This window comes from Pseudomonas sp. NFACC41-3, from assembly GCF_900109505.1.
Lineage (GTDB): Bacteria > Pseudomonadota > Gammaproteobacteria > Pseudomonadales > Pseudomonadaceae > Aquipseudomonas > Aquipseudomonas chlororaphis.
Window position 1 is genome coordinate 559,530 of record NZ_FOAE01000001.1, and the last position, 14,285, is coordinate 573,814.

At 63.4% G+C, this 14,285-nt stretch carries 9 protein-coding genes; 6 read left to right on the plus strand and 3 right to left on the minus strand.

All coding sequences use genetic code 11. From position 1 onward, the window contains the following. Positions 1 to 150 precede the first annotated feature (150 nt). Complete coding sequence (locus BMY68_RS02560) at positions 151 to 849, plus strand: DUF1266 domain-containing protein (RefSeq protein WP_085530323.1); 699 nt, start codon at positions 151 to 153, stop codon at positions 847 to 849. Then, on the plus strand, positions 846 to 3,530 hold the full coding sequence (locus BMY68_RS02565; RefSeq protein WP_085530324.1) for a DUF805 domain-containing protein: 2,685 nt from the start codon (positions 846 to 848) through the stop codon (positions 3,528 to 3,530). The genes BMY68_RS02560 and BMY68_RS02565 overlap by 4 nt, the downstream gene beginning before the upstream one ends. Here the strand turns inward: BMY68_RS02565 and BMY68_RS02570 are convergent. The 3 genes from BMY68_RS02570 to BMY68_RS02580 all read right to left on the minus strand — a co-directional run bounded on the left by BMY68_RS02570 (position 3,527) and on the right by BMY68_RS02580 (position 9,575). After that, positions 3,527 to 5,218 carry a molecular chaperone HscC gene (locus tag BMY68_RS02570; protein ID WP_085530325.1) on the minus strand — a complete coding sequence of 564 codons (1,692 nt, stop codon included), beginning with the start codon at positions 5,216 to 5,218 and terminating at the stop codon, positions 3,527 to 3,529. The genes BMY68_RS02565 and BMY68_RS02570 overlap by 4 nt on opposite strands. A 106-nt stretch (positions 5,219 to 5,324) precedes the next feature. Continuing rightward, positions 5,325 to 8,603 carry a sensor domain-containing protein gene (locus tag BMY68_RS02575; RefSeq protein ID WP_085530326.1) on the minus strand — a complete coding sequence of 1,093 codons (3,279 nt, stop codon included), beginning with the start codon at positions 8,601 to 8,603 and terminating at the stop codon, positions 5,325 to 5,327. An 81-nt stretch (positions 8,604 to 8,684) separates the two neighbouring features. After that, positions 8,685 to 9,575, minus strand: coding sequence for a LysR family transcriptional regulator (locus tag BMY68_RS02580; protein WP_062823060.1), 891 nt, complete (start codon positions 9,573 to 9,575; stop codon positions 8,685 to 8,687). 145 nt (positions 9,576 to 9,720) lie between these two features. Here BMY68_RS02580 and leuC point away from each other — a divergent pair, with 145 nt between their 5' ends. The 4 genes from leuC to asd all read left to right on the plus strand — a co-directional run bounded on the left by leuC (position 9,721) and on the right by asd (position 14,272). After that, complete coding sequence (gene leuC / locus BMY68_RS02585) at positions 9,721 to 11,139, plus strand: 3-isopropylmalate dehydratase large subunit (RefSeq protein WP_085530327.1); 1,419 nt, start codon at positions 9,721 to 9,723, stop codon at positions 11,137 to 11,139. Between the two features lie 10 nt (positions 11,140 to 11,149). Next, a complete protein-coding gene (leuD, locus tag BMY68_RS02590; RefSeq protein ID WP_007921993.1) occupies positions 11,150 to 11,794 on the plus strand; it encodes a 3-isopropylmalate dehydratase small subunit in 645 nt (214 codons plus the stop codon). Between the two features lie 228 nt (positions 11,795 to 12,022). Continuing rightward, positions 12,023 to 13,105, plus strand: coding sequence for a 3-isopropylmalate dehydrogenase (gene leuB, locus BMY68_RS02595; RefSeq protein WP_009043028.1), 1,083 nt, complete (start codon positions 12,023 to 12,025; stop codon positions 13,103 to 13,105). 54 nt (positions 13,106 to 13,159) lie between these two features. Continuing rightward, entirely contained in the window at positions 13,160 to 14,272 is a 1,113-nt protein-coding gene (asd, locus tag BMY68_RS02600; RefSeq protein WP_007921989.1) for an aspartate-semialdehyde dehydrogenase, read from the plus strand. The last annotated feature ends 13 nt before the right edge of the window (positions 14,273 to 14,285 follow it).

Sequence of the window (14,285 nt, forward strand, 5' to 3'; positions counted from 1 at the left end):
GAGTCGCCAAATGAAGGCCCCGACTTGTCGGGGCCTTTTTTATGCCCGGCAGAATCATCGTTCACCTTTGCTGCCTGCGATGGTTTCTCTACAATCCGCCGCAGTTTTGCCGACCCCCCATTCCTCACCGGTCGGCCTGGAGCCTTTTTCATGGACGAGATACAGCAGCGCTGGCTGTGGAGCCTCTCTGCGCCGATGGTTGCACTCAACCCTCGCGCCGGATACGACAACCCCGCGTTCTACCCCGGCCCGGAATCCATCGACCTGCAAGGCAGTTGGGGCATCGGTGACCGACGGCAGTTGCTGGACATGCTGGAAAAGATGACTGACCACGGTCACGCCGCCCGCCTCGACGACGCCTATCGCGCCTGGCAGCACTGCCTGCCGAGCGAGTGGCAGGCCCTGCTCGAGACCCTCGAGCCCCGTGAACGCATCCTGCATGAGTTCGCCAGCCGTACCTTTGGTGCTTGCGGCCCGGGCGGGATCCTGGCCTGGGATTACGGGCGCATGGGGTTTCTCTTGCGTTGTGGCGTGCGCAACCAGTGGATCGATCTGGCCGAGAGCCTGTGGCTGCACGGCCGGCTGGCGGTCAGGGCGCAATACCACTACGGCAGCTGGTTCGCCTATTTCAATGGCTTCCTGGCTGGCCGCGCGTTCTGGGGTTGCCTGGGCAATAGCGACGACGAATTGGCTTACGAGCTGGATCGACAGGGGGAGAACCCCAACAGCCTGATGATCGCCCAGGGGCTTGCGCAAAACATGGCGGACTGCCTGGCGGACTTGCCCTGGCACCTGGATCTCGATTTGCCGCAACGTCCGGCGTCGCTTGAGGAGTTCGACTGGTCATGAGTTGCTGGATAAAGCTGGGTATCGACCCTACCACCGATGAAACGCTGATTCGCAATGCCTATCGTGCCCGTCTGCCGGAGCATCACCCGGAGACCGATCCCGAAGGGTTCCAGGCACTGCGCCAGGCCTACGAGAGTGCCCTGCGGCTGGTGCGTGACAAGGAGCAGGAACTTGAAGCGGCGCAGGAGAGCGAGCCTGAGCCTGCGCAGGCCATCCTCGATTTTGATGCGCTGCTGAGTGATCCGGCGCGGCGCTTCAATCCTGAGGCCTGGCAGGCCTTTATCAAGACACTGGATCAACTGCCGCTCGGCATGCTCGATGACCTGCGCTGGGAGTTGTTCGGGCGGACGGCCAACGCCGGACCGCTTTCCCATCGTTGCGCGGGCCTGTTGGCCCAGCGCATGGGCTGGGAGCATCAGTTGCTGGAGCTGGGGTTCGATCAGGCCCGGCATGTCGAGGACTATCTGAACCGGATCAAGACCCCGGACCCATTCGATACGGCGCTGATGGGGAACTGGTCGGAACCGGCACAGACCGAAAGCCTGTGGTACGCGCGCAGTCTCGACTTCATCTTCGACCGGCGACCGCTCCACGAGTACGAAGGCTTCGCCAGCCAACACACCTGCCTGCCGTTGCCGAACGATGCGCTCTTCATCAAGCGCTTGCTGGTGCAATTCACCCAGGCCGGCATCGGTGGCCAGGGGCTGTTGCAGTTGTGCATCGAGCAGCAGCGCGAAGCGCCGGATGATGTGGACTGGCTTTACCTGTTGGCGTGCCAGAACAGCCTGCTTGGGCTGGACGATCAGGCGTTGCCTTGCTGGGTCCGGCTTTGGCAGGAGCATCGTCATCCCAAGGCCGAGAGCCAATTGCTGGCGTTGTGCGCCAAACGTCAGCCGGACTTTTTGCCGCTGCTGATCCAGGCGTTTGATCGTCTGGAGAATTTCAGCGGCTGGTCCACCGATCTCGCCCATGTCACTCAGGAATACGGCAGCCCTTCACAACGTCCCGAGACGCTGATCCGCTGGCTCGGCGTTGGCCGGCTCGAGCTGCAGGGATTGGCGCAGGCCTTTATCGACTGGCGAATGACCGGCGACGAGTTGCCCTTGCTGGCGCAGTTGCTGGGCCAGAATACCGACACCCGGTTGTTGCGCATGTACCGGCATGCCTGGGCCTTGCACCGTGGCGCAGCAGATCTGTTGCAACAGGTGCTGGACGAACCGCAGCCACTGGATGCCCTCGAAGGCCTGGTGCTGAGCGGGTTCAAGGACCAGGCCGGGCAGCACCTGCGCTGGTTGAGCCAGGCGCCGATTCCGTTGGCGATGAATGCCTTCATTGATGAGGGCGCGGCTTCGGTACAACTGGCCGCTGCGCTGACAACCGGTGAGCCGCATAAGATCTGCCGTGTGTGGCTGCGCCGATTGCGCCCTTACGGTCACGCTGCCCTGGAGCGTATCGCCGAGTCTTTCGAATTGAACGATACGGATGCCGCTAGCGATTTGTCGGAACTGAACCTGCTGCTGCAACTGAGCCAGCATGGCGTAGTGTTGCCGCCGCCAGGGACGGGGGAGGCGGTCTGGCACTGGTACGCCCATACGCTGTTCCTGATGGCGTTGCTGGAGCAGCCGGAACGCTGGTGGCAATTGATCGACTCGCGGTGCCTGGAGCGCCTGGCGCTCAATCCGTCCCATCCGCTCAGCCGGCTGCAGCCGCAGCTTGCCCAATTACAGCGCGAACAGGGCGACCTGAGCGCTTTGCTCGGCTGGCTGCAATTGGCGGATCCGCTGCATGCCTTGCTCGACCGGCAATTGCTTGGCGTCCAGGAAGCGCTCGACAGTGCGCGGTTGTTGAGCAATGAGCGCTTGTTCGCATGCCTGCGCAGCGACCTGCACGCCTTCGCGGACGATTTGCTCGGGCGCATGCTCTTGAGCGGTGTGCTGTATCACGACCCGGTGATCGATGCGCAGCAGCGTCGATACCTGCTCGACCGGATTACCGAAATCACCAATCCCCAGGACTGGTTCGACGGCTTCCGCCACGGCTTGATCAAGGGCGAGCCGCCACGGCCGCCGCAGCAGACGCTGGTCGAAGACGAAGGGATCGACAGCGAGGCTTTTTACCTGGCCCTCGATGTGCTCAAGGGGCTGGTGCGTTACGGCAGTGCCGGGGTGCCTCGGCAGAAAGTGCTGCTGCGCATGCAGCGGGCCAAGGACAACCCGGAACACGGACTCGGCCTGCGGTTTGCCTTCAGTGCGCTGCTGTCCTGGAGCGAGCGTCTGCTGCTGGCCAAGGGCGACAGCCGTCCGACGCCCGCCACGGCTTTCTGGCGTCTGGGCACACGGCTGGGACGTGGGGCGTTTTTCTGGCAGGTGCTGGGCGCTGTGCTGGTAACCCCGCTGGCCGCGTTGTTCAGCGGCACGTCGCTGTCCGCGATCGTTGTGTCATTGCTGGGCAGCCTGTTTTTACTCGGGGTGATTCTGCGCCGCCTGCATGACATGGGGCGTGGTATCCCGACCTTGCTGGTGCTGGGCGGTCTGTCGGTGTTCTTTCCATTTCTGTCGCTGATCCTGTTCGCCTTTCCCGGCGACAAGCTGCCCAACCGCTATGGCGTACCGCCGGACAGCGCGGGTGAAGACGCGCTGCCCGGTGGTTTGCAGGCCTGTTTACGGCGGCTCAACGGCTAGAGACGCAGTTGGTCCAGCGCCTTGTTCAGCTGGGTTCGATGGCTGGCGATTTGCGCTGGTTGCTGGCCGCCGAGCACGGCGGTGAAGGTGCCCAGCCAGTCGGCGATCTGTTCGCGTTCGTCGCCCAGGCTTTGCGCCCACGCCCGTTCCAGGCGTGCCAGCAGGGTGCGGTTGGGCAGGGCGTCGCGGGGGTGGATTTTCAGCGCGGTCAGCCGCTCATGGCTGGCCTGCCGGGATTGCGCATCGAGCCCGGTGGGGCTGCGGTCGATGCTGTGGCTATGGCGTTCGCCGCTGGCCAGCAGGGTGACGTCGACTTCGAGCAGGCCATTGATGTCATAGCTGAAGCGCACGTCCAGGGACTGGATCTGTTCGCTGGGCGTCAGGGGCACGTCGAAGGCGTCGATGAAAATATTGTCCCGTACCCAGGGCCGCTCGCCCTGGTACACCTCGATGCGGATAAACGCCTGATGCGGATGTGTGGTGTAGAACTGCTGCACCCGTGAGGTCGGGATTACCGTGTTGCGTTCGATGATCGGTGAAAAGGCCCCGCTGACCTGTTCGCCGCGACGGGTGGAAATCCCCAGGGTGTAGGGGCAGACGTCAGTCAGGATCAGTTCTTCGATGGCCCCGTCCCGAGCCTTGCAGGCGGCCTGGGTGGCGGCACCCAGCGCGACGATCGTATCCGGGTCGAGATGGCGGTAAGGCAGGCGGCCGAACAGGGTGGCGACCATTTGCTGCACCGCCGGCATCCGGGTGGCGCCACCCACCAGCACCAGGCTGTCGAGGTCGCGAGGCTTGAGGCGGGCATCGCGCAGGGCCTGTTCGATGGGCGCGCGCAAGCGGGCCAGCAGCGGTTCCCAGATTTTCAGTGCCAGCGCTTCGTCCAGCGTCCATTCATACGAGGTGTCCCCATGGCGCCAGCTCAGTGACTGAGTGCCTTCGGCGAGTGTGCACTTGAGCTGCTCCAGGGCGTCGCCCAGGCTGGCCATGCCCTGGGCGTCGATCTGCGCCGGGGTGAGTTGCCAGTCCTTGAGGCAGGCCTGCAACAAGGCCTCGGTAAAGTCCTCGCCGCCCAGGAAGTTGTCGCCGGTGGAGGCATGCACCTCAATCAGCGGCAGTGCGTATTCCAGCACCGTGACGTCGAAGGTGCCGCCGCCCAGGTCGAAGATCAGTGTGCGTTCGAACTTCTGTTCGTGCAGTCCGTAGGCCATGGCGGCGGCCGTCGGTTCGTTGATCAGCCGCGACACCGTCAGGCCCGCCAGTTCGGCGGCGAACAGCGTGCGCTTGCGTTGTTCGTCGCTGAAGTAGGCGGGCACCGAAATCACCGCTTCCTGCACCGGATGGCCGAGAAAGGCTTCGGCATCCTGTTTGAGCGAGCCGATCACCAGCGCCGAGAGTTCTTCCGGGCTGAACGGCCGGCCGCCCAGTTCGAGGCGCTTGTCGCTGCCCATGAAGCGCTTGAAGGCCGCGACCGTGCGTTCCGGGTGGGTTGTCAGGCGGGCCCGCGCGGCCTTGCCCACCAGGATGCTGTCGTCTTCATCGAGGCTGACCACCGACGGGGTCAGGACATCGCCGAGGGCGTTGGGGATCAACTGGGCGCGGCCGTCCTGCCAGACGGCGATCAGGCTGTTGGTGGTGCCAAGGTCAATGCCCAGCAGGGCCGGGCGGGGGAGGGTTGCATCCTGCATGATCGATCTCGTGGGCGTCACAAAAAACGCGACCCTACAGGTTGTGCCAAACACTGGCAATTGCTGCCCCGTTGATCTGTCAGGCCGGCGATTGCATGTCGCCCGCTCAGACCAGCAGGGCTTTCAAACCCTCCAGCGGCAGCGGTCGGCTGTGCAGGTAACCCTGATACAAATGGCAGCCCAGGCCTTGCAGGAACTCGAGCTGCTCCGCGGTTTCCACGCCTTCGGCGATCACCTTCAGGTCCAGGCTGCGGGCCATGGCGACGATGGCGCGCACGATCTCCGCGTCGTTGGGGTCGTGGGTCGCATCGCGGACGAAGGACTGATCGATCTTCAGCGCATCCACCGGCAAGCGCTTGAGGTAGGTCAGCGACGAATAACCGGTGCCGAAGTCGTCCATGGCGAAACTCACGCCGAGCTTTTTCAGGCGACGCATCTTGCCGATGGTGTCTTCCAGGTTCTGGATCACGATGCCTTCGGTGATCTCCAGCTTCAGCAGCGAAGGCGGCAGCTGGTAATGGCTCAGGCTGTTCTCTATACGCTCGACGAAGTCGTTCTGGCGGAACTGTCGCGGGCTGATGTTCACGCACAGGCTGAAGTCGAGCGGGTCCACCAGGCCTTCGGCGATCAGTTGGCTGAAGGCCTGGCAGGCTTCGTCGAGAATCCAGGTGCCGACCTCGAGGATCAGGCCGCTGTCTTCCAGGACCTTGATGAACTCGGTGGGCGATTGCGCCCCCAGTTCGGGGTGGTGCCAGCGCACCAGGGCCTCGGCACCGACGATGCGGTTGTCGCGGGCATCGACCTGGGGCTGGAAGTGCAGGCTGAATTCGCCCCGGGACAGGGCCAGGCGCAGGTCGGTTTCCATGCGCATGCGCTCGCTGGCGGCTTTCTGCATGGTGTTGTGGAACATCTGGGTGGTGTTGCGCCCGGAGTCCTTGGCCCGGTACAGCGCGATGTCGGCGCGCTTGAGCAGGTCGGTGGGGGTCGAGCCATGATCGGGGATCAGCGCCACGCCGATGCTCGGGGTCACCTGCAGGCGCTGGCCGTCGAGGAACATCGGTTCGGACAGCAGCTCGCGCAGGGTATCGGCCAGTTCACGCACCTGCTCGCTGACTTCGCTGCGGCTGCCTTCCAGGCCGCTGAGCAGGACCACGAACTCGTCGCCGCCCAGGCGTGCCACGGTGTCTTCCATGCGCACGCTGGCTTCGAGCCGCGCGGTGACGATCTTCAGCACGGTGTCGCCCACCGGATGGCCGAGGGAATCGTTGATGTGCTTGAAATGGTCCAGGTCGAGAAACAGCAGGGCGCCGCGCAGGTTGTGGCGCTTGAGCAGGGCGATCTGCTGGCTCAGGCGGTCCATCAACAGCGCGCGGTTGGGCAGGTTGGTCAGCGGGTCGTGGTAGGCCAGGTGGCGAATCTGCGCCTGGGCGTTTTTCAGCAGACTGACGTCCCGCGCGGTGAGCAGCAGGCAGGGGGTTTCATTGAGGGTAATGGGTTCGATCGAGACCTCGACTGTCAGGATATCGCCACGCTTGTTGCGGCCGAGCATTTCCAGGTGATTGACCCGACCTTTGAGCTGCAGCTCGGCGAGCAGGATCGAGCGCTGTTTTTCCTCGGCCCAGATGCCGACCTGATACACGGTGCGGCCGATCACTTCTTCGGCGCGGTAGCCGGTCAGCCGGCAGAAGCCGTCGTTGACCTCCAGGTAACGCCCGGTGTCGCGTTCGGTGATGGTGATGGCGTCGGGGCTGGAGTGGAACGCCTTGGCGAACTTCTCTTCGCTGGCCTTGAGCGCGGCTTCGGAGCGTTGTTGCTGGGTGATGTCGCGCAGCGTGGTGACAATGCACGGCTGTTTGTCGACGGTGATCTGCCGGCTGGAAATGATGCAGGTCAGGGGTTGCCCGTCCTTGTGCCGGACCACCACCGCGACGTTGTTCAGCGCCTGTTCGCGGATTACCTGTTCGACCCGTTGCAGGCGCTGGGCGGAGTCGTCCCACAGGCCGATTTCGTCGGCGCTGCGGTTGAGCACTTCGTCGGCGGTCCAGCCGAAGGTCTGGGTGAAGCTGGAGTTGATCTCGATGAGCTGCCCGGTTTCCTGGAGCGTGACGCAGATCGGGTCCGGGCTGACCTGGAACAGGCTGGCGAACTTCTCCTCGGACGTCACCAGGCGCTGCTCGCGCTCGACCTGTTCGGTAATGTCCAGCAAGGTCCCGGCCATGCGCAGCGGACGGCCCTGCTCATCGCGGTAGAGGCGGGCGCGGCTTTCCAGAAAGCGTGACGAGCCATCGGCCAGTTGTACGCGGTAGGTCAGTTGATAATTGCCGGCCGGGCCTTCGCGCAGGCTGCGGTAGGCATCGCGCATGCTGTCGCGCTCTTCGTCGGGCACGCCCTCGAAAAACGCATCGAAGGACTCATGGAACGGCATCGGCTCCAGGCCGTGCAACTGCGCGGCGCGGGCCGAGCCGTAGAGCATGCCGCTGGGAATGTGCCAGTCCCAGGTGCCGAGCTGGGCCGAGTCCAGCGCCAGGTCGAGGCGCTCCTGGCTGTCCTTGAGGGCCTGTTCGGCGAGCTTGCGTTCGCTGGTGTCGAGAAAGGTGCTGAGCAGGTAGGCCTGGCCTTCCAGCTCGACTTTCTGGGCACTGAGAATGCCGTCGTGAATCTGCCCGTTGCTGGCGCGCAGTTGCACCTCGAGGGTGGCGGCCTGGCCGCGCTTTTGTACCGCCTTGACCATTTGCGCGCGTTGTTCCGGGTCGACCCACAGGCCCAGTTCGAGGGTGGTGCGGCCGATGACGTGCTGCACCGGCCAGCCGAAGAGGCTTTCGAAGTACTGGTTGGCTTCGCTGATCAGGCCATCTTCCAGGCGGGTCAGCAGCACCATGTTCGGGCACAGGTGAAACAGCGTGGCAAAGCGTTTTTCCGAGCTGCTGAGAGCCTGTTCCCGCTGGCGTTGGTGGGTGATTTCGCGAATCACCCCGATCATTCGGGGCTTGCCATGTTTGTCCGGCAGCACGCTGCCATTGATTTCCAGCCAGTGCAGGCTGCCGTCGGGCCAGCGGATGCGGTGATGCATCGCCTGTTCCAGCGGCGCGCCGGCCAGCACCGAATGGAAGGCGCGAATGGTTTTGGCGCGGTCTTCCTCGGGCAGCAGGTCGAGGTATTCCAGGTCTTTGGGCAGCGGCTGGCGCGGATCGAAGCCAAACAGCGCCTGGGTGCCCCGCGACCAGCTGATTTGTCCGCTTTCGATGTCCCAGTACCAGGCGCCCAGCCGTGCGCCATTGAGGGCGGCAAGCAACTGCGGGGCGCTCTCCCAGCTTTGCTCCGACTGTTTCGGGTCGAGCGCGTGAATGCGCGGCATGGGCGGTAGACGGTCAGCGGGTTTTGGCATGAGCAGCGGGCCTTGGGCTGAAAAGAGCGTTAGGCGCAGGTTCAGGCAAGCAAAGAGGTGGCATAAGTCATGCCGGGACGCTTACGCCTGGGTCCCTGGCAGGTCGACTTGTGCATCCAGTAAGGCCATGAAAGCCCGCGCAGCATTCGACAACGTCCGTTCGGTATGCAGGATATAGCCTAGCTGGCGAGTGAGCTGTATGCCCGGTAAAGGAATGCGCGCCACCTGTTCGTCGAGCATGGTGCGCGGCAAGACGCTCCAGGCCAGGCCGATGGACACCATCATCTTGATGGTTTCCAGGTAGTTAGTGCTCATGGCGATGTTCGGGGTCAGGCCCTGGGCCTCGAACAGGCGCTGGACAATATGGTGAGTGAAGGTGTTGCCGCCGGGAAATACCGCCGGATGCAGGGCGATATCGGCCAGGCTGACCGTGCCGTTGCTCACCAGCGGGTGCTCGGGGGCGGCGACGAAGTCCAGCGGGTCGTTCCACACCGGCGTGGCCTTGACCAGTGTATGGGGCTCGGGGGCCAGGGTGATCACCGCCAGCTCGGCGCGACCATGGAGAATCTCTTCATAGGCCACTTCCGAGTCGAGAAACTGGATGTCCAGGGCCACTTCCGGGTATCGGCGGGTAAAGGCGCGCAGCAGGGGCGGCAGGCGGTGCAGGCCGATATGGTGGCTGGTCGCCAGGGTCAGGCGGCCGCTGACTTCGCCGGTCAGGTTGGTCAGCGCCCGGCGGGTGTCGTCCAGCACGTTGAGGATCTGATAAGCCCGCGGCAGCAAGGCGCGTCCGGCCTCGGTCAGGCCCACTTCGCGGCCCAGGCGATCGAACAGCCGGACATTGAGCTGTTGCTCAAGGCCGGCGATGCGCTTGCTGATGGCCGGCTGGGTCAGGTGCAGGCGCTCGCCGGCTCCGGAGAAGCTGCCGGTTTCGGCAATCGCGATAAAGGCATTGAGGTTGGCCAGGTCCATGGTTGTATTCCAGTCGGTTATCCAAAGTATAAAAAATATGAATTTGAGTTATTTAATGTAACGCCATAGCATCAGCCTCACAAGCCAAGGGGTTATTGACCGGTGTCAGAGACCCGCGGCATAGAAAATGATGAGGAACCGTCTGATGGCCGGCAAAACGCTCTACGACAAGCTCTGGGATTCGCATTTGGTCAAGCAGCGCGACGATGGCTCGGCGCTGATCTATATCGATCGTCACATCATCCACGAAGTGACCTCGCCGCAAGCCTTCGAAGGCCTGCGTCTGGCCGGGCGCAAGCCTTGGCGCATCGATGCCAACATCGCGACCCCGGACCACAACGTACCGACCACGCCGGAGCGCAAGGGCGGCATCAGCGCTATCGCCGACCAGGTCTCGCGTTTGCAGGTTCAGACCCTCGACGACAACTGTGACGAATACGGCATCGTCGAATTCAAGATGAACGACGTGCGCCAGGGCATCGTTCACGTCATCGGCCCGGAGCAGGGCGCGACCTTGCCGGGCATGACCGTGGTCTGCGGCGACTCCCACACCTCGACCCACGGTGCCTTTGGCGCCCTGGCGCACGGCATCGGCACCTCCGAGGTCGAGCACGTGCTCGCGACCCAGTGCCTGGTCGCCAAGAAAATGAAAAACATGCTGGTGCGGGTCGAGGGCCAGTTGCCATTTGGCGTGACCGCCAAGGACATCGTCCTGGCCGTGATCGGCAAGATCGGCACCGCAGGCGGTAACGGCCATGCCATCGAGTTCGCCGGCAGCGCGATTCGCGACCTGTCCGTCGAAGGCCGCATGACCATCTGCAACATGTCCATCGAAGCCGGCGCCCGCGTGGGCCTGGTGGCCGCGGACGAAAAGACCGTGGAATACGTCAAGGGTCGTCCATTCGCCCCCAAGGGCGCGCAATGGGACCTCGCCGTCGAAGCCTGGAAGGACCTGGTGTCCGACGCCGACGCCAAGTTCGACACCGTGGTCGAGCTGGATGCCGCGCAGATCAAGCCGCAAGTCAGCTGGGGCACTTCGCCCGAGATGGTCCTGGCCGTCGATCAGAACGTGCCGGACCCGGCCAAGGAAATGGACCTGGTCAAGCGTGATTCCATCGTCCGTGCCTTGAAATACATGGGTTTGACCGCCAACCAGGCGATCACCGACATCCAGCTGGACCGGGTATTCATCGGTTCCTGCACCAACTCGCGGATCGAAGACCTGCGTGCCGCGGCGGTCATCGCCAAGGGCCGCAAAGTGGCCTCGACCATCAAGCAGGCGATCGTGGTCCCGGGTTCGGGCCTGGTGAAGGCCCAGGCGGAGTCGGAAGGCCTGGACAAGATCTTCCTCGAAGCGGGTTTCGAATGGCGCGAGCCGGGCTGTTCGATGTGCCTGGCGATGAACCCGGACCGCTTGGAGTCCGGCGAGCATTGCGCTTCGACCTCGAACCGCAACTTCGAAGGTCGTCAGGGCGCCGGTGGCCGTACCCATCTGGTCAGCCCGGCCATGGCCGCGGCCGCCGCCGTCAACGGTCGTTTCGTCGACGTCCGTGAATTGATCTAAGGAGCGCAGCATGAAAGCTTTCACCCAGCACACCGGTCTTGTCGCGCCTTTGGATCGTGCCAACGTCGACACCGATCAGATCATTCCCAAGCAGTTCCTCAAGTCGATCAAGCGCACCGGCTTCGGCCCGAACCTGTTCGACGAGTGGCGCTACCTGGATGTCGGCCAGCCGTACCAGGACAACTCCAAGCGTCCGTTGAACAAGGATTTCGTGCTCAACGCCGAGCGCTACCAGGGCGCCAGTGTATTGCTGGCCCGGGAAAACTTCGGCTGCGGCTCCAGCCGCGAGCACGCGCCTTGGGCGTTGGAAGAATATGGTTTTCGCAGCATCATTGCGCCGAGCTACGCTGACATCTTCTTCAACAACAGCTTCAAGAACGGCTTGCTGCCGATCATCCTCAGCGATGCTGAAGTCGATGAATTGTTCCAGCAGGTCGAGGCCAATCCGGGCTACCAGTTGCAGATCGATCTGCAGGCCCAGACCGTGACCCGTCCCGATGGCAAGGTGTTGAAATTCGAGATCGATGCGTTCCGCAAGCATTGCCTGCTCAACGGTCTGGACGATATCGGCCTGACCTTGCAGGACGGTGACGCGATTGCCGCCTTCGAGGCCAAGCATCGTGCCAGCCAGCCGTGGTTGTTTCGCGACGCCTGATCGGCGTTAAAGTGATCCATTGATGGCGAGCCAGCTCGCTCCGGCAGGAGAGGACACAAAACCTGTAGGAGCGAGCTTTTTGCTCGCCGCAACCGCCAAAAAAAGCCATGGCGGCTTGATATTCGGGCCAGCGCTTCGTTCTCTACGGGTGAACGGACGCCGCAGGCCAGGCAACAGCATTTTTCCGGGCGTGCCAACCAGCACACCGACAGAGCAAATGAGGAAAGCATGAGCAAGCAGATTCTGATTCTCCCAGGTGACGGCATCGGCCCGGAAATCATGGCCGAGGCGGTCAAGGTGCTGGAGCTGGCCAACGACAAGTACAGCCTGGGCTTCGAACTGAGCCATGACGTGATCGGTGGCGCGGCCATCGATAAGCACGGCGTGCCGCTGGCCGACGAGACCCTGGATCGTGCGCGGGCTGCCGACGCGGTCCTGCTGGGCGCCGTGGGCGGCCCGAAATGGGACAAGATCGAGCGTGATATCCGCCCTGAGCGCGGCCTGCTGAAAATTCGCGCGCAGTTGGGCCTGTTCGGCAACCTGCGTCCGGCGATCCTTTATCCGCAACTGGCCGATGCTTCCAGCCTCAAGCCGGAAATCGTCTCCGGCCTGGACATCCTCATCGTTCGCGAGCTGACCGGCGGCATCTACTTCGGCGCGCCGCGTGGCACCCGCGAGCTGGAAAACGGCGAGCGTCAGTCCTACGACACCCTGCCGTACAGCGAGAGTGAAATCCGCCGCATCGCCCGGGTCGGCTTCGACATGGCCCGTGTGCGCGGCAAGAAGCTCTGCTCGGTGGACAAGGCCAACGTCCTGGCGTCCAGCCAGCTGTGGCGCGAAGTGGTCGAGCAGGTGGCCAAGGATTACCCGGATGTCGAACTGAGCCACATGTACGTCGACAACGCCGCCATGCAGTTGGTGCGTGCGCCGAAGCAGTTCGACGTGATGGTCACCGACAACATGTTCGGCGACATCCTGTCCGACGAAGCGTCGATGCTCACCGGTTCCATCGGCATGCTGCCGTCGGCGTCGCTGGATGCCAACAACAAGGGCATGTACGAGCCATGCCACGGTTCGGCGCCGGACATCGCCGGGCAGGGCATCGCCAACCCGCTGGCGACCATTCTGTCGGTGTCGATGATGCTGCGTTACAGCTTCAACCTGAACGACGCGGCGGATGCCATCGAGCAGGCCGTGAGCCTGGTACTGGACCAGGGATTGCGCACCGGCGACATCTGGTCGGCCGGTTGCACCAAGGTGGGTACGCAGGAAATGGGCGATGCAGTAGTCGCCGCGCTGCGGAATCTGTAATCTTTCGGGCCCACCGCTCAGACGGTGGCCCACTTTTGTATAGGTGTAGTTGCGATGAAACGTGTAGGTCTGATCGGTTGGCGCGGTATGGTCGGTTCCGTGCTCATGCAGCGGATGCTGGAAGAGCAAGACTTCGATCTTATCGAGCCGGTGTTTTTCACCACTTCCAATGTCGGTGGCCAAGGCCCGTCCGTGGGCAAGGACATTGCTCCGCTCAAGGACGCTTACAGCATTGAAGAGCTGAAGACCCTCGACGTGATTCTGACCTGCCAGGGTGGCGACTACACCAGCGAAGTCTTCCCCAAGCTGCGCGAAGCCGGCTGGCAGGGCTACTGGATCGATGCCGCTTCCAGCCTGCGCATGCAGGACGACGCGGTGATCATCCTCGACCCGGTGAACCGCAAGGTCATCGACCAGCAGCTGGACTCCGGCACCAAGAACTACATCGGTGGCAACTGCACCGTCAGCTTGATGCTGATGGGCCTGGGCGGCCTGTTCGAAGCCGGTCTGGTGGAGTGGATGAGCGCCATGACCTATCAGGCGGCCTCCGGTGCCGGCGCGCAGAACATGCGCGAACTGATCAAGCAGATGGGCGCGACCCACGCCGCCGTGGCGGATGACCTGGCCAATCCGGCCAGCGCCATTCTCGACATCGACCGCAAGGTCGCCGAAGCCATGCGCAGCGATGCTTACCCGACCGAGAACTTCGGTGTGCCGCTGGCCGGCAGCCTGATCCCGTGGATCGACAAGGAACTGCCGAACGGCCAGAGCCGCGAAGAGTGGAAGGCCCAGGCCGAGACCAACAAGATCCTCGGCCGCTTCAAGAGCCCGATCCCGGTCGATGGCATCTGCGTGCGGATCGGCGCCATGCGCTGCCACAGCCAGGCGCTGACCATCAAGCTGAACAAGGACGTGCCGATCGCCGATATCGAAGGGTTGATCAGCCAGCACAACCCTTGGGTCAAGCTGGTACCGAACCAGCGTGACATCAGCATGCAGGAGCTGAGCCCGACCAAGGTCACCGGCACCCTGAACATCCCGGTGGGCCGTCTGCGCAAGCTGAACATGGGGTCGCAGTTCCTCGGCGCGTTCACCGTCGGCGACCAGCTGCTGTGGGGCGCCGCCGAACCGCTGCGCCGCATGCTGCGGATCCTGCTCGAGCGTTGATGCTCTGATGCGT

Coding starts and splice junctions, on each gene's coding strand:
- BMY68_RS02580 (WP_062823060.1), bottom strand. CDS start 9,575: ATGGACCTGGCCAACCTCAATGCCTTTATCGCGATTGCCGAAACCGGC.
- BMY68_RS02570 (WP_085530325.1), bottom strand. CDS start 5,218: ATGCAGGATGCAACCCTCCCCCGCCCGGCCCTGCTGGGCATTGACCTT.
- leuB (WP_009043028.1), top strand. CDS start 12,023: ATGAGCAAGCAGATTCTGATTCTCCCAGGTGACGGCATCGGCCCGGAA.
- asd (WP_007921989.1), top strand. CDS start 13,160: ATGAAACGTGTAGGTCTGATCGGTTGGCGCGGTATGGTCGGTTCCGTG.
- BMY68_RS02560 (WP_085530323.1), top strand. CDS start 151: ATGGACGAGATACAGCAGCGCTGGCTGTGGAGCCTCTCTGCGCCGATG.
- leuC (WP_085530327.1), top strand. CDS start 9,721: ATGGCCGGCAAAACGCTCTACGACAAGCTCTGGGATTCGCATTTGGTC.
- BMY68_RS02575 (WP_085530326.1), bottom strand. CDS start 8,603: ATGCCAAAACCCGCTGACCGTCTACCGCCCATGCCGCGCATTCACGCG.
- leuD (WP_007921993.1), top strand. CDS start 11,150: ATGAAAGCTTTCACCCAGCACACCGGTCTTGTCGCGCCTTTGGATCGT.
- BMY68_RS02565 (WP_085530324.1), top strand. CDS start 846: ATGAGTTGCTGGATAAAGCTGGGTATCGACCCTACCACCGATGAAACG.